Genomic DNA, 21,455 nt, shown 5'->3' with positions numbered 1-21,455 from the left:
CGGTTCCGCGAACGTACGACCGGGACCGGGCGCGGGCCGGGCGGCCACGGCTACCTCAGGCTGAAGCGGGCCGTGTTGTTGGCCGGCCGGCGGTCGCCCAGCCGTAGGGAGTAGACGGTCGCCTCGGCCCGTGGCGCGTGCGCGCGGGCCACGAAGGCGAGCAGGAAGCTCACCCGCCTGCCCGCGCCGACCGTACGAAGCCTGCACCCGACGTAGGCGGGGTGGGAGTCGCACCGCGCGCCCCTCGCCGACATGAGGCGCGCCCCGCCGGTGTCGAAGAGGACCCCGGCGTCGTGGACGCGCCGCGGCCCGCGGTTGCGCACCACCGCGGCCACGGTGACCAGGCGGCCCGCACGCGTCGCGCGCGACAGCCTGACCGCCAGGTCCGTACCCTCGTCCACCTCGGTCAGCGTCCGGGAGGAGTTGTCCGTCTCGTCGTCGTCCACGACCTCGGAGGAGAGCGTCGCGATCGCCTCCAGCGGGCCCCGCGCGCCGGACCTCACCAGCCCGGTGATCGTCACCCCGCCGGTCTGCCCGGCCAGGACGTCCTTCGCCGAGGGGCAGACCACCGCTCCGGCCACGGTGCCGGGGAGGCACTCCGCGACGTCGACGCCGATCACCACCACCTCCTCGGGCAGCCGTACGGTGAGCAGCGGAAGCACCGCGTCTCCGGGACCGTCGTTGCGCACCTCGGCCCGGTAGGTCAGCGGCTGCCCCGGCTGCGCGCGCTTCGGGGAGACCGTCAGCCGGACCGACAGATCGGCGCCGCCCCAGGCGTCGTCCTCGGGCGAGGCGAGCGCCCCACGCGGTGCCGCGGCGAGCACGAGACAGATCACCCCGGCGACGATCCGCGCCGCGGCGTACTCCCCGAACACCGATCCCCCGACCACAAGTGATCATTGAACGCCGGGTCACGCCGCTCCGCGACGATCGACACGCCGCCTTTTCCCTTCACCGCCCGCCCGGGAAAGGAGCCGGGGACCGCGAGAGCCGAAGGACGTGAGAAGGCCGGGGACCGCGAGAGAGCCGAAGGACGTGAGAAAGCCGGGGACCGCGAGAGAGCCGAAGGACGTGAGAAAGCCGGGGACCGCGAGAGAGCCGAAGGACGTGAGAAAGCCGGGGACCGCGAGAGAGCCGAAGGACGTGAGAAAGCCGGGGACCGCGAAAGACCAGGGCCCCGAAAGGGCCGGGAACGCGAAAGGGCCCCGGCGTGCCGGGGCCCCGCTCGCGTGACGGCTCAGATCAGACCGAGCTCGCGCACCGCGGAACGCTCCTCCTCCAGCTCGCGCACCGTGGCGTCGATGCGCTCGCGGGAGAAGGCGTCGATCTCCAGACCCTGGATGATCTCCCACTTGCCGTCGCGCGAGGCGACGGGGAAGGACGAGATGAGCCCCTCGGGCACGCCGTACGAGCCGTCGGAGGGAATCGCGGCCGAGGTCCAGGCGGTGCCGTTGACCCAGTCGAAGACGTGGTCGATCGCCGCGTTGGCGGCCGAGGCGGCCGAGGACGCGCCCCGGGCCTCGATGATCGCGGCGCCGCGCTTGGCGACGGTGGGGATGAAGGTGTCGCGCAGCCAGGCCTCGTCGACCAGCTCGGCGGCGATCTTGCCACCGACCTCCGCGTGGAAGAGGTCGGGGTACTGGGTGGCGGAGTGGTTGCCCCAGATCGTCATCTTCTTGATCTCGGCGACCGGGACCTGGAGCTTGGCGGCGAGCTGGGACAGCGCGCGGTTGTGGTCGAGACGGGTCATCGCGGTGAAGCGCTCGGCCGGGACGTCCGGAGCGTGCTGCTGGGCGATGAGCGCGTTGGTGTTGGCCGGGTTGCCGACCACCAGCACGCGGATGTCGCCGGCCGCGTTGTCGTTGATCGCCTTGCCCTGCGGGCCGAAGATGCCGCCGTTGGCCTGGAGGAGGTCACCGCGCTCCATGCCCTTGCTGCGGGGACGGGCGCCGACCAGCAGCGCGACGTTGGCGCCGTTGAACGCCACGTTCGGGTCGTCGGTGACCTCGATGCCGCTCAGCAGCGGGAACGCGCAGTCGTCGAGCTCCATCGCGGTGCCCTCGGCGGCCTTCACGGCCTGCGGGATCTCCAGGAGGCTCAGCGTGACCGGGACGTCGGCGCCCAGCAACTGGCCCGAGGCGATGCGGAAAAGCAGCGCGTAGCCGATCTGACCGGCGGCGCCGGTGACGGTGACCTTTACGGGAGTCTGGGCCATGACCTTCCCCCACTCGAAGGATGAATTGTGACGCTCGGATGCTACCCGTCCACGGTGGACGGCCGTCCGGCGAGTGCCCCGATCCGCCCTCCGGGCAGCATGACCAGCGCGACGAGCGCGACGAGCGCCCCGCCGACGGCGAGCCACGGGACGACCGTCGCGGTGGCGGCCGCGTGGGCGGCCTCCAGCCCGCGGGCGGGTGCCTCGTCCCTGACCACGGTCGCGTAGAAGGTCCCGGCGAGCGCCAGGGCGACCGAGCCGCCGATCTGCCGGAAGAAGGTCAGGTTCGCGCTGGCGGTGCCGATGAACCGGGGCGGGACCGAGAACTGGACGGCCACGGTCAGCCCGGACAGCATCGGCCCCATGCCCAGGCCGAGCAGCGCCATCCACCCCGCCAGGGCCAGGGCCGGGGTGTCGGCCGCGAGCCCGGTGCACAGCAGCGCCCCGGCCGAGATGAGGAACGGCCCCGCGACGAGCCACGGCTTGTAGCGCCGGGTCCTGGAGATGAGGGCACCGGTGATCACGCTTCCGGCCACCATCCCGAGCATGAGCGGGTAGATGCGCAGGCCCGACTCGGTGGCGGTCAGCCCCATGGCCTCCTGGAAGTAACGCGGCAGGAACACCACCCCGGCGTACAGGCAGAACGCGGTGAAGAACGACGCCACGTTGACCAGCGTGTAGGTGCGGTCGCGGAACAGCTCCAGCGGGACGATCGGCTGCTCGGCCCTCCGCTCGACCAGGACGAACGCCACCAGGAGCACGGCGGCGGCCAGGATGGGCCAGAGCACCGGCCCGCTGGTCCAGGTGTGGTCGTCCAGGCCCTTCTCGGTCAGGCCGACGAGCAGCACGCCGATCGCCGCGCTGAACACGGCCATGCCCAGGTAGTCGGGCCGGGCGCCGCGTCCCTGCCCGGCCACGTGCGGCAGCCGCGCGACGATGATCGCGATGAGGACCAGGCCGATGGGGAGGTTGATCAGGAAGGCCCAGCGCCAGCTGGCCTGGTCGGTGAAGACGCCGCCGAGGAACGGCCCGGCGATGTAGCTCAGCGCCATCACCCCGCCGAGCGCGCCCTGGACCCGGCCGCTCTCGTTCGGCGGGAACCGGTCGGCCACCAGGGCGAGGGAGAGCGGCAGCAGCGCTCCGGCGCCCAGCCCCTGCAGCGCGCGGAAGGCGATCAGCTGGTTCATGTCCTGGGCGACGCCGCACAGGAGCGAGCCGAGCAGGAACACCACTATGCCGGTGAGCAGCAGCGGCTTGCGGCCGTAGGTGTCGGACAGCCGGCCGTACAGGGGAACGGTGATGGTGGAGGTCAGCAGGTAGGCCGTCACGACCCAGACATAGAGGTCCGCGCCACCGAGCTCCCGGGTGATCCGGGGCAACGCGGTCCCCACGATCGTCTGGTCGAGCATGGCCAGGAACATCCCGCCGAGCACGGCGAGCAGGAGCAGGCCGTTGCCGGGGCGGGCCTTTGAAGGGGGAGTTAATACGTCAGAGGACACCTGCGGATATTGACCTGTAAGCTTCGACATGTCAATCCATAAGTATGATGAGGGCATGTCACTCCGGATCGCGCTCCTCGGCCTGCTGACCATCACGGGCCCAGCCAGCGGTTACGACCTCACGAAACTCTTCGAGCGGTCGATCAACTACGCCTGGCAGGCCGGGCACAGCCAGATCTATCCGGAGCTCAACAAGATGGCCGCGGACGGCTGGGTGGCGGTCGAGCAGGAGGGCCCCCGGGGCAGGAAGACCTACACGATCACCGACGAGGGCGCGCTGGAGCTCCGGCGGTGGCTGCTGGAGAAGGAGCCGTCCCGGTCGCACCGTGACGAGGGGTTACTCCGCGCCTTCCTGCTGCCCACCCTGGAGCCGCACGAGGCCGTGGCACTGCTCCGCACGGAGGCTGAGGCCTACAACGCCATGCTGGCGCATCTGGAGACGCTCCGGGAGAGCGGGAACCGTAAAGGGGGCGGCTTCGGGAATTACGCCCTTGACCTGGGCATCCGGAAGACGCGGACGGTGTCCGACTGGGCCGCGGACACGGCGGCGGCGATCGAGGGTTCCGCGAGCGAGACGCGACCCTAGTGCGGATCCCCGACGTGGGCCCACGCAGGTCCGCGCGGATCCCCGACGCGGGTCCACGCAGGTCTCCAGCAGAGATCTCCAGCGGAGGTCCGCGAGATTTCCGCGGCTCTCCAGCAGGGTCCGCGAGATTTCCGCGGCTCTCCAGCAGGGTCCGCGAGATTTCCGCGGCTCTCCAGCAGGGTCCGCGAGATTTCCGCGGCTCTCCAGCAGGGTCCGCGAGATTTCCGGCGCGGCTCTGTGCGGTTCTCCAGCGGGGTCCGCGCTGGTCTTCCCGAGGGGGGCCGAGGTCTCCGGCGCGGCCCCGCGCAGGTCTAGGTCTCTATCGGGGTCCGCACAGATCTTCGGCTCAGGCCGGGTCCGGGCCGGGTGCGGCCGGGTCCGGGCCGGGTGCGGCCGGGTCCGGGCCGGGTGCGGCCGGGTCCGGGCCGGGTGTGGCTAGGCGCAGGCGGCCATGGCGGGGAGGTCGTTCTCCCGGCCGGGGAACTCGACCCTGGAGAAGTGCTTGTCGAGCAGCCTGCGGATGGCGCCGCTCCGGTAGAGGTCGGCGATCGCCCCCTTGACGGCCTCGCAGGTGCGTACGTCGCCCCTCTTGAGGGCCACCGCGTAGCGCTCGTCGGTGAGCTTCAGGCCGAGCAGCTTGTAGCGGATGCTCTCCCGGTTGCCGAAACCGGCCAGCAGCAGGTCGTCGCCGGGGATCGCGTCGACCTCACCGGCCTGCAGCTTGTTGACGCATTCGGAGTAAGTCTGGGCGGGAACCAGCGTGAGCCGCTCCACCGCGCCCTGCAGGACGGCCACGGCCGCGCTGGAGGCCGGCTGGCACATCCGGCTGCCCTCCAGGCCCCTCACGGTCACGATCGGCGAGCCGTCCTTGACGAGGGCGTCGACGTGGGCGAGGTAGTACGGCCCGGCGAAGGTGACGCCATCGGTGTCGTTGATCGAGTACGTCGCCAGGATCAGGTCGACGTCTCCGTCCGCCAGCAGTTTCGGCCGCTCGGGGCGGACGGTGGCCCGGAAGGTGACGCCGCTCTCCGGCACCCCCAGCGCCTTGGCGATCTCAAGGGCCAGGTCGACCTCGAAGCCGCTCCACCTGCCCTCGCTGTTCAGCGCGATACCGGGCAGGGAGTCGCGCAGGCCGATGACGAGCTTGCCCGTCCTGGCCGCCTTGTCCGCCACGGAGGTGAACGCCGTGGGGACGGGCTCCTCGGACCCGCCCTCCGGGGCTGCCCGCGGCCACCAGCGGAAGGCGGCGGCCGTCCCGGCGGCCAGCAGGAGCACGACCACGACGGCGGCGATCCAGCGCTTCCCGCGCGGGCGTCGCGGCGTCTCCGGAGTCCCGACGCGGGTCGTGGACGCCTGCCAGCTGGGCGGCGGCACCTCCCCGGCGTGCTCCGCGTACCCCCTGCCGTCGCCGTACCCGGGAGACGAGGGGTGTTCCCGGTAATCGGGAGACGGCGGGTGGTCGCGACGGCCGGGAGAGCGCTGGTCCGATGGGCGCGGCTCCGAAGAACGCTGCTCCGAAGAACGCTGCTCGGGAGAGCGGTGGTCCAAGGAACGCGGCTCCGAGGGGTGCGGCTTCGAAGAGCGGTGGTCCGGGGAGCGGTGGTCGGGGAAGGACGGGTGCTCCCCTGGAGCGGGGGTGTGGGAGGGCCCGCCGTGGGCGGCGGGTGCGCGGCGCTCGCCCTGGCCGGGCCCGGTCCGGCCTCCCGGACCCGGGTGAACCCCGCGACCGCCCTGACCGCCCTGAATGTTCTGGCCGCCCTGAATGTTCTGGCCGCCCTGGTCGCCTTGGCCGGGGTGAGGGCGCTGGTCGTGGACGGGATGCCGGGCCTGGAACCCCGTGGACGGGAGGGCCGGGTCGCCCGAGACACCCGTCCTGGGGTTCGGAGTGCGCATGGGACTGGTGGCGTCGTCGTCACGGCCCTGATCGCCACCGTGAACGTGCCCCTGCTCACGGCCCTGGACACGAGGCCCGGGTTCGTCACGGGGCGACTTGGGGACGGCGACCTCGGCGCCCTGGGTGAGGATCGCGGGCGAGGCGTTCACCGTCTCGGGGTGGCCGAGCAGCCGGAGCAGGAGCTGGTCGGCCGAGGGCCGCATGGCCGGTGACTTGGCCAGTGCCGAACCGACCACGCCGCGCAGCGGCTCCGGCAGCATGCCGAGGTCGACCTCGTGGTTGAGGATGCGGTTGAGCATCACGGCGATCGAGCCTCCGGCGAAGATCGTCTCGCCGGTCGCGGCGAACGCGATGGTCGCCCCCCACGCGAAGACGTCGGTGTGCGGCCCGACGTCGGCGCCGGAGATCTGCTCGGGCGCCATGTAGGCGGGGGTGCCGATGGCCCGGCTGGTGATCGTGCCGGTGGAGTCGAGGATGCGGGCGATGCCGAAGTCGACGACCCTCGGGCCGTCGGCGGCGATGAGTACGTTGTCCGGTTTGAAGTCGCGGTGCACGATCGAGGCGTGGTGGATCGCGGTGAGCGCGGTGGCCGTGCCGATCGCCAGCCGCTGCAACGGGGAGCCCCTGAGGGGGCCGTCGGCCTCCACGACCTCGCGCAGCGACCTGCCCTCGATGTACTCGCTCGCGATGTAGGGGGTGTCGCCTTCGAGATCGGCGTCCATCACGCCCGCGGTGCAGAACGAGGCGACCCGCTGGGCCGCCCTCGCCTCCCTGGCGAACCGGGATCTGGCGATGGCGTCACCGGAGAACTTCACGTGCAGCAACTTGATCGCCGCCCGCTCCCCCGCGGCGTTGACCCCCAGGTAGACGATGCCCTGACCGCCCTCGCCGACCCGCCCGACAACGCGGAACGGCCCGAGCTGGCGCGGCTCTCCCGCTTCCAGTGGCGCGATCTCCGGCATCATCGTCCCCACGGTCTCGTAATCTTCGACGTGGCAAACTTTACGGCGCCATGACCCGCCCTCTCCCCCTGTTATCCCGACGTGACCTCACATTTCTTCCGACAACGACCCGCCTGCCACCCATGTCACGATGAAAAACGGCAGGCGCTTCCACCCACCCAATCTCCGACATTCACCCCAATCTGGCGCTCCAGCCGCTTAGATCGCTACCGTTGTACGTCCCTCAGGCAAGCCGGAGCAAAAACTTCCATGCGCCGATACATCGGTTATCGCGAGTTCGTGCAGCGCGATCAGCGTTCCCTCGTCGGCACCGCCCTTCTCCTCACCGGCAGCCACGAGCAGGCCATCCGCCTCACCCTGCGTTCCTTCCACACCGTCGCCCTCTCCTGGCCGCCGCCGCTGTGGGAGAACCCCACCACGCACGCCCAGATCGCGCTCTACCGCCGCTTCCTCCAGCGGCCGAGCGCCGCCGGGCCGACGGCCCTGGTACGGATCCCACCCCGGCAGCGGCTCCTCGTGGTCGCCTGCCTGCACGACGGCAGGTCCCGCGCGGAGATGGCCTCCCTTCTCGGGCTGCCCGAGAAAACCGTGGACGCGGAGATCACCACGGCGGTCGACACCCTCACCAAGGGCAGCGAGAGCCGTCTGATCACCAGGATGGCCAACGCCGCGGGTGAGGCCTCCGTCCCCGACCTCACCGTCCGGTCCATGCGTACGCTCAGGCGGCGTCGCGCCCGGGGAGCCCTCCTCGCCGTGGCGGCGGCACTCGTCCCGGTCGGCCTGGTCGCCGCCTTCATCGTGTTCCAGCAGGGCGAGGTGTGGAACTCGGCGCTGGGCAAGCGCAGCCAGCCCCACGCGGCACAGGCGCAGGAGCCCGTACGAGCGGTCTCCAGCCCCGAGCCCGCCGGCCGGGAACCGGGCGCCGTCCCGGTGCCGTGGCAGGCCCCGCGGACCTCCTCGGTGATCCGCTACGCGGTTCCCGGGCCGTGTCCCGACGCCCCCGTCGGGACACCTCCCGCGCGGGCCGGAGACGTCACCTGCGCGGGCTGGACGCTGACACTGACCTCCGGCGGCCCCGAGAGCCCCGCTCCCGGCCTCACCGCCTGCGAGGGCCGGAAACCCTGCGAGTCGACGCTGAGCGTCCCCGACGCCGCCCAGCGCCTCGCACACGGGGACGAGGGGGAGCCCCCACGGCTCACCCCGGCCATCAGCCGCGACGGGCGTCGCATCGCCTACCTCAGCGCGGCGGAGCGACGCTACGTGGCCCATGATCTCGGCAGCGGCGTGAAGCGCTACCTGTCACCGGTCCTCGCCCCCGCCGACACCGAGAACGGCACGCTGGTGAGCGTCTCCCTCGACGGCCGCCACTTCACCGTCGTCCTCGGCGAACGGCGGCTGCGCACCGACTTCACGACCGGCGCCCTGGCATCTGTGCCCGCAGGACAGATGCCTCCGGCGGAGAAGATCGCCACCTGGCTCCGGGAGCGGTACGGGACCTGGTCCGACTCCCCCAGCGGGAGACACTCCGCCGCGATCGCCGTCGGGAAGGGGGAGGACCTCCACAGCCTCCACATCGTCGACGCCGCGTCGCGACGGGTCTTCAAGCGGCTCCCGCTCCCCGAGGTGAGGCGGCCCGCCGAGGCCGAGGTCGTGGGCTGGCTGAACAACCGCGAGGTGGTCGTGAAGATGAGCGCCAAGGCCGGGGGCGACCTCCTCGGCTTCTTCCGGGTGAACGCCGTCGGCGGCCGGGCGCACCGCGTGCCCGGCCTCCCGGCCGACGCCCCGCTCGTGCTGGGGGCCGCGGCGGCACCGTGACCGGCCGCCCGGTGCCGTACGGGAGGGCACCGGGAGGTCCCGTCCCGGAAGACGGGAGGGCGTGAAGCCGCGCATACGGGAGACATCAGGCACGGAACCCGTACGGAAAGACACGCGGCCGTGCGGGAGAGCGGGGAACGGGGAGGCGCGGCCGAGGGCGGGAAGAAGCCCCGCATGAAGGCGGGGAACGGGAAAAGGGCCGCCGTGGGGCGGCCCTTTTCCTCGTGTTCCTAGTGTTCCTGGTGTTCCCAGTGGGCGGCGGCGCCGGTCGGGTGACGGCCGGGTGCCGTCGGATACCGGTCGGGCGCCGGTCAGCCCACCTTCTTCTTCAGGTTCTCGTCCAGGGCCGCCAGGAAGTCCTGGGTGGTCAGCCACTTGGCGTCGCCGCCGACCAGCAGGGCGAGGTCCTTGGTCATCTGGCCGCCCTCGACGGTCTCGACGCAGACCTGCTCGAGCTTGTCCGCGAAGTCGATCAGCGCGGGGTTGTTGTCGAGCTTGCCGCGGTGCTGCAGGCCCCGGGTCCACGCGAAGATCGAGGCGATCGGGTTCGTGGAGGTGGGGTTGCCCTTCTGGTGCTCACGGTAGTGACGGGTCACCGTGCCGTGGGCGGCCTCGGCCTCGACGGTGCGGCCGTCGGGGGTGAGCAGGACCGAGGTCATCAGGCCGAGCGAGCCGAAGCCCTGCGCGACGGTGTCGGACTGGACGTCGCCGTCGTAGTTCTTGGCGGCCCAGACGTATCCGCCCTCCCACTTGAGCGCCGCGGCGACCATGTCGTCGATGAGGCGGTGCTCGTAGGTGATCCCGGCGGCGTCGAAGTCGGCCTTGAACTCGGTCTCGAAGACCTCGGCGAAGATGTCCTTGAAGCGGCCGTCGTAGGCCTTCAGGATCGTGTTCTTCGTGGAGAGGTAGACCGGGTAGCCGCGCGACAGGCCATACCGCATGGAGGCGCGGGCGAAGTCGCGGATCGAGTCGTCCAGGTTGTACATCGCCATCGCGATGCCGGGGCCGGGGAAGTCGTAGACGTCGAGCTCGATCGGCTCCGAGCCGTCCTTGGGGGTGTAGGTGAGGGTCAGGCTGCCCTCGCCGGGGATCTTCAGGTCGGTGGCGCGGTACTGGTCGCCGAACGCGTGACGGCCGATGATGATCGGCTTGGTCCAGCCGGGGACGAGCCTCGGCACGTTGGACATGATGATCGGCTCGCGGAAGATGACGCCGCCGAGGATGTTACGGATGGTCCCGTTCGGGGACTTCCACATCTTCTTGAGGCCGAACTCCTCGACCCGATCCTCGTCAGGGGTGATCGTGGCGCACTTGACGCCGACTCCGTACTGCTTGATCGCGTTCGCGGCGTCGATCGTCACCTGGTCGTCGGTGGCGTCGCGGTGCTCGATCCCGAGGTCGTAGTACTTCAGGTCGACGTCGAGGTAGGGAAGGATCAGCTGGTCCTTGATGAACTGCCAGATGATCCGGGTCATCTCGTCGCCGTCGAGCTCGACGACGGGGCCCTCTACCTTGATCTTGGGCATGCGTGTGGTTCCCCTTCTGAACTAAATTGGCCAAACAGTCCTTTTTGAGGCTCACTGGCCGTTGAGGCTATCGGACCGGGTCAATCGCCTTGCGACGCACCCGTTCCTCCGACCTATCGCATCGGCATAAGCGCCGGGAATTCGAGGATCAGCCCGCCCACCATGAGCGCGATTCCGAGGCCCGCGAGAGTGAGGGCGTCGGTCGCCTTTCTGCGCACGGCGAGCCGCCCGCCTCCGACCAGCCGGGCCAGCGCCCCCAGCGTCATGACTGCACCGAGGGCGAAACCACCCCACTCGGGCATGTCAAGCAGCACCGCGAAGACCATGGCGCCGACCGCGCCGACCGCCACCAGCGGGTACGCGCCCCAGCGCTCCCCGTTCGCGTTCACCGCTCGCGCGTTCACCGGCCCACCACTCGCTCTCGCCTCCGACTCATCGATTCCGACCTGTCCGGTCCCGGTTCATATGATCTCGGTGTACATGATCCCGGTTTATCTGATTCCAGGTCATCTGATTCCGGATCATCGCTCGGCGATCGGCTTCCACTTCTGGTCGCGCTCGCCGATGTACTCGCTGTCCGGGCGGATCAGCCGGTTGTCGGCGTGCTGCTCGATGACGTGTGCGGTCCATCCTGACATGCGGCTGACCGAGAAGACGGGAGTGAACAGGTCCGTCGGGATGCCGAGATAGTGGTAGACGGTCGCCGCGTAGAAGTCGACGTTCGGGTAGAGGCCCTTCGTCTCGAAGACGACCTCCTCCATCTCCTTGGACATCCGGTAGTACGTGTCGTCTCCGGACGCCTCGCCGAGTTCCTGCGACATCCTGCGCAGGTGCGTGGCACGCGGGTCCTCGGTCTTGTAGACGCGGTGCCCGAAGCCCATGATCTTCTCTCCGGCGGAGAGCCTGTCCCGTACGGCCTGGGCGACGGAACCCGCGTCGAGCGACTCCAGGGTGCGCATGACCTGCTCGTTGGCACCGCCGTGCAGGGGGCCCTTGAGGGTGCCGATGGCCGCCACGACGGCCGAGTGCATGTCGGACAGGGTCGCGGCGCAGACGCGGGCGGCGAACGTGGAGGCGTTCATCGTGTGGTCGGCGTGCAGGACCAGGCAGGCGTCGAAGATCTCGACCTCGCGCTCACCGGGGGCGCGGCCGGTGATCTGGAGGAGGAAGTTCGCCGCCACGCTCAGCTCGGGGTCCGGATCGGGGACGGTGGTCCCGGTCCTGGCCGCGTGGTAGTGGGCGACGAGGATCGGCTGCTGCGCGGTCAGCCTGGCGGCCTTGCGCAGGTTCGCCTCGGGGGCGTTGGTGTCCTTGTCCGGATCGTCGCCGCCGGCGAGCGAGACCAGCGTGCGCAGCGCCTCCATGGGGGCCTGCTTCTCCGCGATCTCCGCGATGTTGGCCTCGGCGAGCGTGCCGAGCGCGCGCCCTCGGACCAGTTCCTCACCGTACGTCGACAGTTGCTCCCGCGTGGGGAGGGTGCCGTACTGGAGCAGATGTGCGGTCTCTTCGAAGGTGGTGCGGCCTGCCAGATCGTGGATGTCGTAGCCACGATAGAAGAGGCGACCGGCCTGACCGTCGATGTCGCTGAGCGCTGTGGACGCGGCTACGACATCGGCGAGACCTTTGGTGGGCTTGTCCGCCATGAGTTGTTTCCTCCGCTTATCTGTGTCCGAAGTCTACCTGTGAGCAGCGGAAACCCTCCCGAGAGGTACAGACCAATTTCACGCAGGATTCTCTTTCTGGCAAAGGCGATTCCCCATCACCTCGTTTGGGTAAGCCGGAGCTGTAGGAATAGTTACGGCGGGCTACCTGGGGAGGAACTGCCGTGGAGGGGCCGTTCATACGCATCGAGGACACAGGCGAGGTGGTCCCGTTGCGCCCCGAGATCACGACGATCGGACGTGGCCGGGGAGTGGACATCCGGCTCACCGATCCGAGTGTTTCCCGGCTGCACGCGGAATTCGTCCGGCGCGGGCCCTACCTGTACGTCGTTGACCTGGGCCTGTCCCGCAACGGCACACGGGTCAACGGCCGGCCGATCGCCCGGAGGGTGCTTGACGACGGTGACGTGGTGTCCTTCGGCGCGGCACGAGGCAGGATCGGCGGGGTTCCACGCGAGGACTTCGCCCCGGAGGTCGAGCTCCGCCGCGCCGCGGCGCCCGAGCTGACCAGGCGGGAGGTTGATGTCCTGACGTCGCTGTGCCGTCCGGCGCTGTCGGACGAGGCGTTCGTCGCACCGGCCACGGCCAGGGAGATCGCCGACGATCTGGTGGTGACGGAGGCGGCCGTCAAGCAGCATCTCCTGCGTCTCTACCAGAAGTTCCGGATCCCCGAGGGGACCAACCGGCGCACCAGGCTGGCGAACGAGGTCGTCGCCCTGGGGCTGGTCAGGCCCACCCCCGTGGTGCCACCGCAGCGCGCGGCCGGTGCCCCGGAGCCTCAGACGGCGTCGTCCACCACCGCGAACCGCAGGGCCTCGTAAAGGGGCTCGTTCACGAGCGAGCCGAACGGGCCGGGCGGGCCCGGACAACCGATCCCGCCCGAGACGTTCGGCTTCGCCCGAGCTGTCCGACGCCATCCGCGCTGCTCGCGCCGCTCGGGACATTCGCGACGAACGGGACGTTTGGCGTCGCCCGAGCTGTTGAGCGTCGCCTGAGCTCGTCCTGCGTCCCCGAGGGGACGCCCGGCGGGCGCGGGACCGGCGGATTTCCATGGAAAGCGGCACGCCCGGCATCCGGGGACACCCGCGGGCGCGGGTCAGCCCCGCTCTCGGACGCGCCTCTCGGCGGCCTCGACCACGTTGGTGAGCAGCATGGCCCGGGTCATCGGGCCCACGCCGCCGGGGTTGGGAGTGAGGAAGCCCGCGACGTCCTCGACGCCGGGGGCGACATCACCGGCGATCTTCCCGTCGACCCGGGAGACGCCGACGTCGAGCACGGCGGCGCCCGGCTTCACCATGTCCGCGGTGATCAGGTGCGGCACCCCCGCCGCGGCGACGACGATGTCGGCGCGCCTGGTGTGGGCCGCGAGGTCCTGGGTACCGGTGTGGCAGAGGGTGACGGTGGCGTTCTCGGAGCGGCGGGTCAGCAGCAGGCCGAGCGAGCGGCCCACGGTGATGCCACGGCCGACCACCACGACCTCGGCCCCCTTGATCGGCACCCCGTACGCCTGCAGGAGCACGACGATGCCGTACGGCGTGCAGGGCAGCGGCGCGTCGACCATGTGGACCAGGCGGCCCAGGTTGACCGGGTGGAGACCGTCGGCGTCCTTCGCCGGGTCCATCCGCTCGATCAGCGCCTGCGTGTCGAGGTGACGGGGCAGCGGGAGCTGGACGATGTAGCCGGTGCACTCGGCGGAGGCGTCGAGCTCGTCGACGACCGCCTCGACCTCGGCCTGGGTGGCACTTTCCGGCAGGTCCCTGCGGATGGAGGAGATGCCCACCTCCGCGCAGTCGCGGTGCTTGCCCGCCACGTAGATCTGGCTGCCGGGATCACCGCCCACCAGGACGGTGCCGAGCCCGGGGACGACGCCCCGCTCCCTCAGCGCGGCCACCCGCGCCGTGAGGTCTGCTTTGATCTTCGCCGCCGTGGCCTTGCCGTCGAGAATCCGCGCGCTCATGCGGACAACCCTCTCACGGCCCTCTTACGGCGTCGCCGGGATCAGCCTCGCTCCGCCTCCCTCGCTTCCTTTCGCTCGATGATCCTGCGGGTGAAGGGAATCCACTCCATGGCCCGCCCGCCGAGGTAGGCCGCGCCGAGCGCGAGAATGATCATCATCCAGGGACTGACCCAGAAACCGTGCATGATCACGAAGGCGTACAGGGCGTGGTCGAGCAAGGGCATGAGGGATCTCCACGGCCGGGATGAAAGGGATGCTTCAGACTAACCGCAGGTCAAACCTTTTTCATCCAGGTAGTCCTGTCCAATCCGCCACTTTTTTATCTCCCGTGTGCGGCCGCCACATCCGTGCGGCGGCCGCGCGCCGGGAACGGATCAGTGGAAGAAGTGACGGGTGCCGGTGAAGTAGAGGGTCACCCCGGCCGCCTCGGCCGCCGCGACGACCTCCTCGTCCCTGATCGAACCGCCCGGCTCCACGATCGCCCTCACTCCCGCGTCGATGAGGATCCGCGGGCCGTCGGCGAAGGGGAAGAACGCGTCGGAGGCGGCGACGGATCCCTCCGCGCGCTCACCCGCCCTGGAGACCGCGAGCCGCGCCGAGTCGACCCGGTTGACCTGGCCCATGCCGACACCCACGCTCGCGCCGTCCGAGGCCAGCAGGATCGCGTTGGACTTCACCGAGCGGCACGCCTTCCAGGCGAAGGCGAGGTCGGCGAGGACGTCGGCGGAGGCGGCGGGCCCGGCCTTCAGCTCCCAGGCGGACGGGTCGTCGCCCGGGGCGTCGACCCGGTCGGCGGTCTGCACCAGCAGGCCGCCGTCGATCCGGCGGAACTCCGCCGGGTTGGACGGCCCCCCGAGGCAGGACAGCAGCCGGATGTTCTTCTTGGCGGTGAGCACCTCCAGCGCCTCCTCCGTGAAGGAGGGCGCCACCACGACCTCGGTGAACACCTCGGAGATCTGCCGGGCCAGCTCCCCGGTCACCTCGGCGTTGACCGCGATCACCCCGCCGTACGCCGAGACGGGGTCGCAGGCGTGGGCCCTGCGGTGCGCCTCGGCGACGTCGGCGCCGACCGCGATGCCGCACGGGTTCTGGTGCTTGATGATCGCCACGGCGGGCGCGTCGAAGTCCCAGGCGGCCCGCCAGGCGGCGTCGGCGTCGAGGTAGTTGTTGTAGGACATCTCCTTGCCGTGCAGCTGCTCGGCGTTGGCCAGGCCGTCCTTCTGCCCCGAGTACAGGGCGGCGCCCTGGTGCGGGTTCTCGCCGTAGCGCAGCGGCGACCGGAGCTCCCAGGCCGCGCCCATGTAGCGCGGCCACGCGCCGTCCTCGGCGGCGTAGACGCTCGCGAACCAGGAGGCCACCGCGGTGTCGTACGAGGCGGTGTGGGCGTACGCGGCGGCGGCCAGGCGGCGGCGCTCGACGAGGGTGAAGCCGCCCGCGGCGACCGCGGCGAGCACGTCGCCGTACGCGGCGGGGTCGACCACGACCGCGGCGGTGCCGTGGTTCTTGGCCCCGGCCCGGATCATGGCGGGGCCGCCGATGTCGATCTGCTCCACGCACTCGGCGTCTGAGGCGCCCGAGGCCACGGTCTCCTGGAACGGGTAGAGGTTGACCACCACCAGCTCGAACGGCTCGATCTCCAGCTCTTCGAGCTGCTTGACGTGGGACGGGTTGCCGCTGTCGGCCAGCAGCCCGGCGTGCACGCGCGGGTGCAGCGTCTTGACCCGGCCGTCGAGGCACTCGGGGAAGCCGGTCAGCGACTCGACAGGAGTGACGGGGACGCCGAAGGAGGCGATCCTCGCGGCGGTGCCCCCGGTGGAGACGATCTCCACTCCCGCGGCGTCGAGCCCGCGGGCCAGTTCCTCCAGCCCGCTCTTGTCATACACCGCGATCAACGCGCGCCGGATGGCGATGCGGGTCACTTCGTGCTCCTCCTGGTTGGTTCCGGTTTTCTCCGGGGCGCCCGGCTCATCCGCCGGGTCGTCCGAATCGAACAGTCCTGCCGGTGACGGTCCAGCCCTCACGGGCCATCCGGCCGACGGTGTCGACGAGCAGGTGGCGCTCGACGGTCTTGATGCGCTCGTGCAGGGCCGCCTCGTCGTCGCCGTCCAGCACGGGCACGGCCTCCTGGGCGATGATCGGCCCGGTGTCGACACCCGCGTCGGCGAGCATCACGGTGCAGCCGGTGACGCGCACGCCGTACGAGAGCGCGTCGCGGACGCCGTGCGCGCCGGGGAAGGAGGGCAGCAGCGCGGGATGGGTGTTGAGGACCGGGAACGCCTCCAGCGTCGGCGCGCCGAGAATCTTCATGAATCCCGCGCAGACCACGAGGTCCGGCCGGTACTCGGCGATGCGGGCGGCGAGCCCGCCGTCCCACTTCTCACGGGTGGGGTGATCGGCCAGCCTCTCCACGAAGGTCGGCACCCCCGCGCGCTCCGCGCGGGCCAGCCCCTCGACACCGTCGCGATCGGCACCCACGGCCACGATCCGGGCACCGTAGGTCTCGTCTGCCACAGCGTCCAGCAGGGCCTGTAGGTTGGTTCCAGAACCGGACACGAGAACCACAAGCCGAACGGCCTGGGATGACACCGACGCACTCCATTCGGACGGGGACTCACGCCGCTGCAAGGGTATCGGCCTGTCCACACGAACAACGCAAGGAGGTCAGGTGACACTACCGGTCCAGGCGCGGCCTACCGAGAGCGCCGGTCGGAGGGCGCTGTGGCTCGCGGTCGCCGCGGTGGCGATGACGTTGGTGCTCCCCCTCGCGGGGATCGTCATGGCGATCTTCGCCCTCGTCACCTCGATCCGCGCGATCAGGACGTTGCGTTCCATCCCCAAGCCCGCCGGCACCGCCGTGGTGGGCGTCGTGCTGTCGACCGGGGCGTTGCTGATCTCGCTCGCGGTGACGGCGCTGCAGTTCTACTTCGGTGACGAACTGGCCGCCTACACCGAGTGCCGCAAGGGCGCGGGCACCGTGGCGTCGCAGAACGAGTGCGTGGAGCAGCTCGAACGGGCCATGGAGAAGAAGATGACCTTCCTCCAGCCCGGCCAGGTGCAGTTCCCCTTCCCGCCCTGACCGGCCCCTGAGCAGAACCCCTGCCCGTCACCTGGCCGGCTTCCGAGCGGAGCCCCGGGGCGACCACCGGCGGGAGAGCCGCCCGCACTCCCGAGAGAGTGCGGGCAGGTCCTGCTCCTTGATCGGCGCCTGTGGGACCTACGGCTTGTAGGTCGGGGGCGGGACACGGATCCCCAGGGCGATCCTGTCCAGTTCTCCGGCCAGAGCGGGATCGGCCTTGACGTGGACGGCGACCTCCGTGGTCTCGAAGAAGATTCCCCGGCGCCCGTCCCGATCGGTGGTCCGTATCACGATCGGGAGCGACCTTCCCACGCGTGCGCGCTCCCGCTTCTCCCCGCGCAGGAACTCGTCCACCCACTGGCTGCTGTGCAGGACCCCGCCGCGGACCACGGTGACCTCGACGTCGCGTGAGCCGTCCGACCACCGTCCGGCCGTCGCGCTCCAGCCCCTGCCGAGCCGCGTCGTCTCCCCGGGGATCCGCCGCAGGCCGGGAGGCGGATAGGTGACGGCGACGTGGTCGATCGCCTTATCCGAGGTGGACGGCGGCCCGGCGGGGACGAGGCCCTTCACGATCCTGTCCAGTGTGGTCGCGAGCCCCTGGTTCACGGCCACGACGTATCCGAGACCGGGCTTCTCCAGCCACAGGCGCATCCGCGTGTACGGTCCGCCCCCGGCGCCCCCACCGGTCCGGTATCCGGGTTTGCCGCGGACCTTCTCCGGAGTGGCGGTGGACAGGCCCTGGTGGGTTCTGGCCCAGGTGAGGAGCGTCTCCGCGTCCGCGGCGCCCACCCCGCGCACCGCCAGGAGCCGGACCGAGGCGCCGTCGTCCCCGCTCCACCAGATCTCGGTCCACCCGGCCGAGCCGGGCATGGAGAAAGGGCTATTCAGGTGCAGGCCGGGGGGAACATAGGTGACGCGCAGTCCCTGGAAGATCCCGCCGGTCGGATCCTTGGGGGTGAGACCATCGGCGATCCTCCGCAGGTCGTCCCGGTAGCGGGCACCCACCGTGACGCGCAGGACCAGTCCTGGCCGCTCCTCCCAGACCAGGTCGTCCCCCTCGGGCCGGGTGAACCCGTCGCGTCCGCGCACCGTCACCATGAGGACTCCCGGCAGCGTCTCTGGCGTGCCCTTGATCCCGCCGAGCACGCGCTCGGCTCCCCCGACGTGGAAGGCCGGGTCGCGGTAGACCGTGACGCGCACGAGATCGTCCCCCCAGCCCCAGGTCGCGCCGGTGCCACGGAGACCTCCGGCGTCGGCTCTCGCCAGTACCGGGGCGCCGAGACCCGGGGGCAGATAACCGACCTTGACGTCGCCCACGCCCACCGCCTGGGTGGGGGAGGCGACGCCGTTCCGGTCCGCCACGCTCAGGTAGCCGGGTACGGCCGCCGCCAGCACGGCCGCGGCGACCAGGGCCACGGTCGTCGTACGAGCCCGCCTCCCCCGGTCCACGCCCCGTACGACCCTGTGGGCGAGACCGGGAGGGACGCCGAGCGCGGAGGTCTCCTCGACCATGGCCAGACGAAGTTCGTTCTCGATCTCAGTGTTCGACATGGGGCAACGCCTCCTCGTGAAGGTCGGCGCCGATCAGGGCGCGCAAACGGGCCAGTCCCTTGGACGCCTGGCTCTTGACCGCTCCGATCGAGCAACGGAGGATCTCCGCGGTCTGGGCCTCGGTCAGGTCCTCGAAGAAGCGCAGGACCAGTACGGCGCGCTGGTGTGGCGGCAGGCTCCGCAGGCCGGCGATCAGCACCTGGCGAAGCTCGACACCGCTCAGGGAGTCGGGCGCCGGGGTGTCCGGGGGCGAGTGGGTCAGGAAGATCCGCAGGATCGCGCGACGGCGGGCGCGGCTGATGGCGGTGTTGACGATGATGCGGCGCACGTAGGGTTCCGGGTCACTGCCCGCGTGCAGGCGGCCCCAGCTCCGGTAGGCCTTCTCCAGCGCGCTCTGCAGGACGTCCTCGGCCTCGTCGCGGGACCCGCAGGTGAGGTGGGCGATCCTGAACAAGCTCGCTCCGCGCGCCGCGACGAATTCGGTGAACCCCTCGTGGCCGCTCACGCAGCCGTCTTAGGTCTCATACCCGTCCATACGCCCGGCCCCGTGCAAAGGGTTTCCAGCCCCGGCCGGATTTCCGGCCGCCGGCTTCTCGGTCGCGGCGGTCAGCGCCCCGGGCGATCACGGTCCCAGAGGTCAGAGGTCAGAGGATCCAGGGGTCACGCCCCCAGGGCTCAGGGTCCCAGCACTCCCGGGGGGCACGCTCTCAGGCAGTCGCGGCCCCGGCGCTCACGATTGCAGGCAGTCACGATTGCAGGCAGTCACGATTGCAGGCGGTCGCGGCCCCGGCGGTCACGATTTCAGGCGCTCGGGACCGATGTGAACATCGGGTTCTCGATCACGGTCCCTAACGGGGGTACCGGGTTCTCAGTCGCGGTCCCAGGCGTAGGGGTCGACGTAGATGACGTGGCCGCCCTTGTCGTCGGTCTCGTCGACGATGTCGCGCCGGGGTGGGCGCGGCGGGTCGGGGCGGCGGGCCTTCTGCGAGCTCTCCGCCGCGGCCGAGGCGTGCTCGTCCTCCCAGTCGTCCCTGATGACCGGGATCGGCTGGGTGTCGCACTCCGTGGCGTCCAGCCAGTAACCGGGGAGCTTCTGGAGCTCCTCCGACTCGGCGAAGCCGACCTTGCCGGCCGCGGAGGCCGCGGCCTTGGCGATCTTGACGCCCGCCTTGCGCACCGGCGCGGTGGCCGTGCCGACCTTGGCCGCCGCCTTGGTGACGGCGGTGTTGTGCCCACGGAAGATCAGCCACCAGTTGGCCAGCCCCGCGGCGATTCCCGCCGCGACGCCCACCTCCAGGGTCACCGAGAGCATCACCTCCCACCCCGACGGGCCCAGCGCGGACAGCCGCGCGCCGCCGAGCGAGCCGCCGGAGAGCGCCGAGAGCAGGCCCGCCACCGCCCCGGTCGCCAGCCCGCAGACGAACCCCCACAGCGGCGCCCCCTCGTACGAGGGGGAGGGCGAGATCCGGACGACCAGGATGCCCGCCACGGCCCCGGCCACGAACGGCATCGCGATCACGATCATCACCCAGGCCGGGGTCGGGCCCGCCTCGGGCAGCGCGCCCAGGATCGGCAGGCTCGGCACCGTGCCCAGTTGCACGCCCGTCGGCGCGACCAGCGTGCCGGTGCCGACCGCGAAACCCGGGCCCGCGATGTAGGCCAGGCCCCAGATGACGGCGTTCAGCAGGTAGAGCCCCTGCACCAGCAGGAGCAGCAGCCCGCCGACGAACCCCGGCGCCAGGATCCCCGACAACTCCTGGACCTGCCCGAAGTTGACCACGACGGCCCCGAGCACCATGACGGCACCCGCCATGAGCATGATCGCCAACGCGGCGGACGTACCGGCCACGACCGAGCGCAGCCGCTCGGGCAGCAGGCGCAGCATCGACCGCCATGGCCCGATCGTCCTGGCGACGGCCACGGAGCCCGCGATGAAGGCCAGCGCCAGATGGCTGACCAGCACGTCGCCGAGGAAGGGCTGGGTGATCTCGTTCCTGGTGACCAGCGCGATCAGCCCGGCCAGCAGCGCGTACGGCGCCGCCAGCGAGATGCCCGCCTGCGCGATCAGGACCAGCTGCGCCTTGCGGCGGGCGTTGGACACCTCCTTCGGGGTGTTCTTGGGCAGCCTGGCGGGCAGCCGGAGCCGCAGGTCCGCGTCGCGGGCCATCCACATCCCGGCGCGGTACAGCAGGAAGGCGGGCAGGACCGTCAGCCCGAGCGGGAGCAGGCCCACCGAGCCGCCGGGTATCGCGAAGCCCGCGTGGTGCGCGGCCAGCCAGAGCTGCGACGCGGTGCGGAACACCGCGGGCAGGCCCGCGCCGAGCGCGCCGCGGGGAGCGGCGATCCAGCCGACCAGGGTGAGCGTGGTGAGCACCGCCAGCCCCACGCCGAGGGTCCACGCGGCGGCGAGCATCCCGGAGACGGGAAGCGGCCGGCGGACGTCATCGTCGTCACCCGTGAGGCCGGGCAGGGGGATACGGCTGAGGACGTTGCGGGGAGCCGTCCGTAGCTGATCGAAAAGGGCCGTCACAGTAGTCGATGGTCTCAGGATCTTCGGTGCGGAAGGGACTCCCGCGCCCGCGTGTCGCGCACCGCGTGACGGGAGCCGCCTGTGGTATCCGGACGAGGCCGGTACGAGAACCGCGTGTGATCCCTCTTCCGGAGAGGAACGTACGGCGATCACCGGCGAAGAACGGGACCGCCGCGCGATCTG

The 21,455-nt window shown here is 70.9% G+C and carries 18 protein-coding genes; 4 read left to right on the top strand and 14 right to left on the bottom strand.

The features are described from left to right. Positions 1 to 50: 50 nt before the first annotated feature. The 3 genes from OG587_RS13540 to OG587_RS13530 all read right to left on the bottom strand — a co-directional run bounded on the left by OG587_RS13540 (position 51) and on the right by OG587_RS13530 (position 3,714). On the bottom strand, positions 51 to 890 hold the full coding sequence (locus OG587_RS13540) for a hypothetical protein (RefSeq protein WP_329090214.1): 840 nt from the start codon (positions 888 to 890) through the stop codon (positions 51 to 53). Positions 891 to 1,237: 347 nt separating this feature from the next. Continuing rightward, complete coding sequence (locus OG587_RS13535; RefSeq protein WP_329090213.1) at positions 1,238 to 2,215, bottom strand: malate dehydrogenase; 978 nt, start codon at positions 2,213 to 2,215, stop codon at positions 1,238 to 1,240. Between the two features lie 41 nt (positions 2,216 to 2,256). Continuing rightward, a complete protein-coding gene (locus tag OG587_RS13530; protein ID WP_329090211.1) occupies positions 2,257 to 3,714 on the bottom strand; it encodes an MDR family MFS transporter in 1,458 nt (485 codons plus the stop codon). A gap of 55 nt (positions 3,715 to 3,769) precedes the next feature. Here OG587_RS13530 and OG587_RS13525 point away from each other — a divergent pair, with 55 nt between their 5' ends. Further along, positions 3,770 to 4,300, top strand: a complete 531-nt coding sequence (locus tag OG587_RS13525; RefSeq protein WP_329090210.1) for a PadR family transcriptional regulator — start codon at positions 3,770 to 3,772, stop codon at positions 4,298 to 4,300. A gap of 435 nt (positions 4,301 to 4,735) precedes the next feature. Here OG587_RS13525 and OG587_RS13520 read toward each other — a convergent pair whose 3' ends face one another. Next, complete coding sequence (locus tag OG587_RS13520; protein ID WP_329090209.1) at positions 4,736 to 7,159, bottom strand: bifunctional serine/threonine-protein kinase/glutamate ABC transporter substrate-binding protein; 2,424 nt, start codon at positions 7,157 to 7,159, stop codon at positions 4,736 to 4,738. A 246-nt stretch (positions 7,160 to 7,405) separates the two neighbouring features. Between OG587_RS13520 and OG587_RS13515 the strand changes: the two genes are divergently transcribed. After that, the gene (locus OG587_RS13515) at positions 7,406 to 8,971 is read left to right on the top strand and encodes a hypothetical protein (protein ID WP_329090207.1); all 1,566 of its coding nucleotides are present in this window, start codon (positions 7,406 to 7,408) and stop codon (positions 8,969 to 8,971) included. Between the two features lie 311 nt (positions 8,972 to 9,282). On the opposite strand, the gene OG587_RS13510 is transcribed toward OG587_RS13515, so the two are convergent. The 3 genes from OG587_RS13510 to OG587_RS13500 form a co-directional block, all read right to left on the bottom strand. Continuing rightward, positions 9,283 to 10,497 carry an NADP-dependent isocitrate dehydrogenase gene (locus tag OG587_RS13510; protein WP_329090205.1) on the bottom strand — a complete coding sequence of 405 codons (1,215 nt, stop codon included), beginning with the start codon at positions 10,495 to 10,497 and terminating at the stop codon, positions 9,283 to 9,285. A 113-nt stretch (positions 10,498 to 10,610) separates the two neighbouring features. Next, complete coding sequence (locus OG587_RS13505; RefSeq protein ID WP_329090203.1) at positions 10,611 to 10,901, bottom strand: DUF3017 domain-containing protein; 291 nt, start codon at positions 10,899 to 10,901, stop codon at positions 10,611 to 10,613. 117 nt (positions 10,902 to 11,018) lie between these two features. After that, positions 11,019 to 12,140, bottom strand: coding sequence for a citrate/2-methylcitrate synthase (locus tag OG587_RS13500; protein ID WP_329090201.1), 1,122 nt, complete (start codon positions 12,138 to 12,140; stop codon positions 11,019 to 11,021). A gap of 182 nt (positions 12,141 to 12,322) precedes the next feature. Between OG587_RS13500 and OG587_RS13495 the strand changes: the two genes are divergently transcribed. Continuing rightward, the gene (locus tag OG587_RS13495) at positions 12,323 to 12,979 is read left to right on the top strand and encodes an FHA domain-containing protein (protein WP_329090199.1); all 657 of its coding nucleotides are present in this window, start codon (positions 12,323 to 12,325) and stop codon (positions 12,977 to 12,979) included. A gap of 275 nt (positions 12,980 to 13,254) precedes the next feature. Here the strand turns inward: OG587_RS13495 and OG587_RS13490 are convergent, their stop codons facing one another. The 4 genes from OG587_RS13490 to purN form a co-directional block, all read right to left on the bottom strand. Then, a complete protein-coding gene (locus OG587_RS13490) occupies positions 13,255 to 14,115 on the bottom strand; it encodes a bifunctional methylenetetrahydrofolate dehydrogenase/methenyltetrahydrofolate cyclohydrolase (protein WP_329090198.1) in 861 nt (286 codons plus the stop codon). 41 nt (positions 14,116 to 14,156) lie between these two features. After that, positions 14,157 to 14,339, bottom strand: a complete 183-nt coding sequence (locus tag OG587_RS13485; protein WP_329090197.1) for a hypothetical protein — start codon at positions 14,337 to 14,339, stop codon at positions 14,157 to 14,159. 150 nt (positions 14,340 to 14,489) lie between these two features. After that, positions 14,490 to 16,034, bottom strand: a complete 1,545-nt coding sequence (purH, locus tag OG587_RS13480; protein WP_329090196.1) for a bifunctional phosphoribosylaminoimidazolecarboxamide formyltransferase/IMP cyclohydrolase — start codon at positions 16,032 to 16,034, stop codon at positions 14,490 to 14,492. A 46-nt stretch (positions 16,035 to 16,080) separates the two neighbouring features. After that, a complete protein-coding gene (purN, locus tag OG587_RS13475) occupies positions 16,081 to 16,668 on the bottom strand; it encodes a phosphoribosylglycinamide formyltransferase (protein WP_443075553.1) in 588 nt (195 codons plus the stop codon). 112 nt (positions 16,669 to 16,780) lie between these two features. Here purN and OG587_RS13470 point away from each other — a divergent pair, with 112 nt between their 5' ends. Then, positions 16,781 to 17,191 carry a hypothetical protein gene (locus OG587_RS13470; protein WP_329090192.1) on the top strand — a complete coding sequence of 137 codons (411 nt, stop codon included), beginning with the start codon at positions 16,781 to 16,783 and terminating at the stop codon, positions 17,189 to 17,191. A gap of 138 nt (positions 17,192 to 17,329) precedes the next feature. On the opposite strand, the gene OG587_RS13465 is transcribed toward OG587_RS13470, so the two are convergent. The 3 genes from OG587_RS13465 to OG587_RS13455 all read right to left on the bottom strand — a co-directional run bounded on the left by OG587_RS13465 (position 17,330) and on the right by OG587_RS13455 (position 21,272). Continuing rightward, on the bottom strand, positions 17,330 to 18,742 hold the full coding sequence (locus OG587_RS13465) for a hypothetical protein (protein ID WP_329090190.1): 1,413 nt from the start codon (positions 18,740 to 18,742) through the stop codon (positions 17,330 to 17,332). Then, complete coding sequence (locus OG587_RS13460; RefSeq protein ID WP_329090188.1) at positions 18,729 to 19,247, bottom strand: SigE family RNA polymerase sigma factor; 519 nt, start codon at positions 19,245 to 19,247, stop codon at positions 18,729 to 18,731. Before OG587_RS13460 ends, OG587_RS13465 begins: the two co-directional genes overlap by 14 nt. Positions 19,248 to 19,610: 363 nt before the next feature. Further along, on the bottom strand, positions 19,611 to 21,272 hold the full coding sequence (locus OG587_RS13455; protein ID WP_329090186.1) for a cell division protein PerM: 1,662 nt from the start codon (positions 21,270 to 21,272) through the stop codon (positions 19,611 to 19,613). Between the last annotated feature and the right edge of the window lie 183 nt (positions 21,273 to 21,455).

It is taken from the genome of Streptosporangium sp. NBC_01469 (genome assembly GCF_036227305.1).
Lineage (GTDB): Bacteria > Actinomycetota > Actinomycetes > Streptosporangiales > Streptosporangiaceae > Streptosporangium.
Note: the sequence above shows the minus strand (reverse complement) of the source record. Positions and strands in the feature narration are given on the sequence as shown.

Excerpts from the sequence above, each read along its gene's own strand:
- OG587_RS13535 (WP_329090213.1), bottom strand. The coding sequence starts at position 2,215 with ATGGCCCAGACTCCCGTAAAGGTCACCGTCACCGGCGCCGCCGGTCAG.
- OG587_RS13525 (WP_329090210.1), top strand. The coding sequence starts at position 3,770 with ATGTCACTCCGGATCGCGCTCCTCGGCCTGCTGACCATCACGGGCCCA.
- OG587_RS13520 (WP_329090209.1), bottom strand. The coding sequence starts at position 7,159 with ATGATGCCGGAGATCGCGCCACTGGAAGCGGGAGAGCCGCGCCAGCTC.
- OG587_RS13515 (WP_329090207.1), top strand. The coding sequence starts at position 7,406 with ATGCGCCGATACATCGGTTATCGCGAGTTCGTGCAGCGCGATCAGCGT.
- OG587_RS13510 (WP_329090205.1), bottom strand. The coding sequence starts at position 10,497 with ATGCCCAAGATCAAGGTAGAGGGCCCCGTCGTCGAGCTCGACGGCGAC.
- OG587_RS13500 (WP_329090201.1), bottom strand. The coding sequence starts at position 12,140 with ATGGCGGACAAGCCCACCAAAGGTCTCGCCGATGTCGTAGCCGCGTCC.
- OG587_RS13490 (WP_329090198.1), bottom strand. The coding sequence starts at position 14,115 with ATGAGCGCGCGGATTCTCGACGGCAAGGCCACGGCGGCGAAGATCAAA.
- OG587_RS13485 (WP_329090197.1), bottom strand. The coding sequence starts at position 14,339 with ATGCCCTTGCTCGACCACGCCCTGTACGCCTTCGTGATCATGCACGGT.
- OG587_RS13465 (WP_329090190.1), bottom strand. The coding sequence starts at position 18,742 with ATGTCGAACACTGAGATCGAGAACGAACTTCGTCTGGCCATGGTCGAG.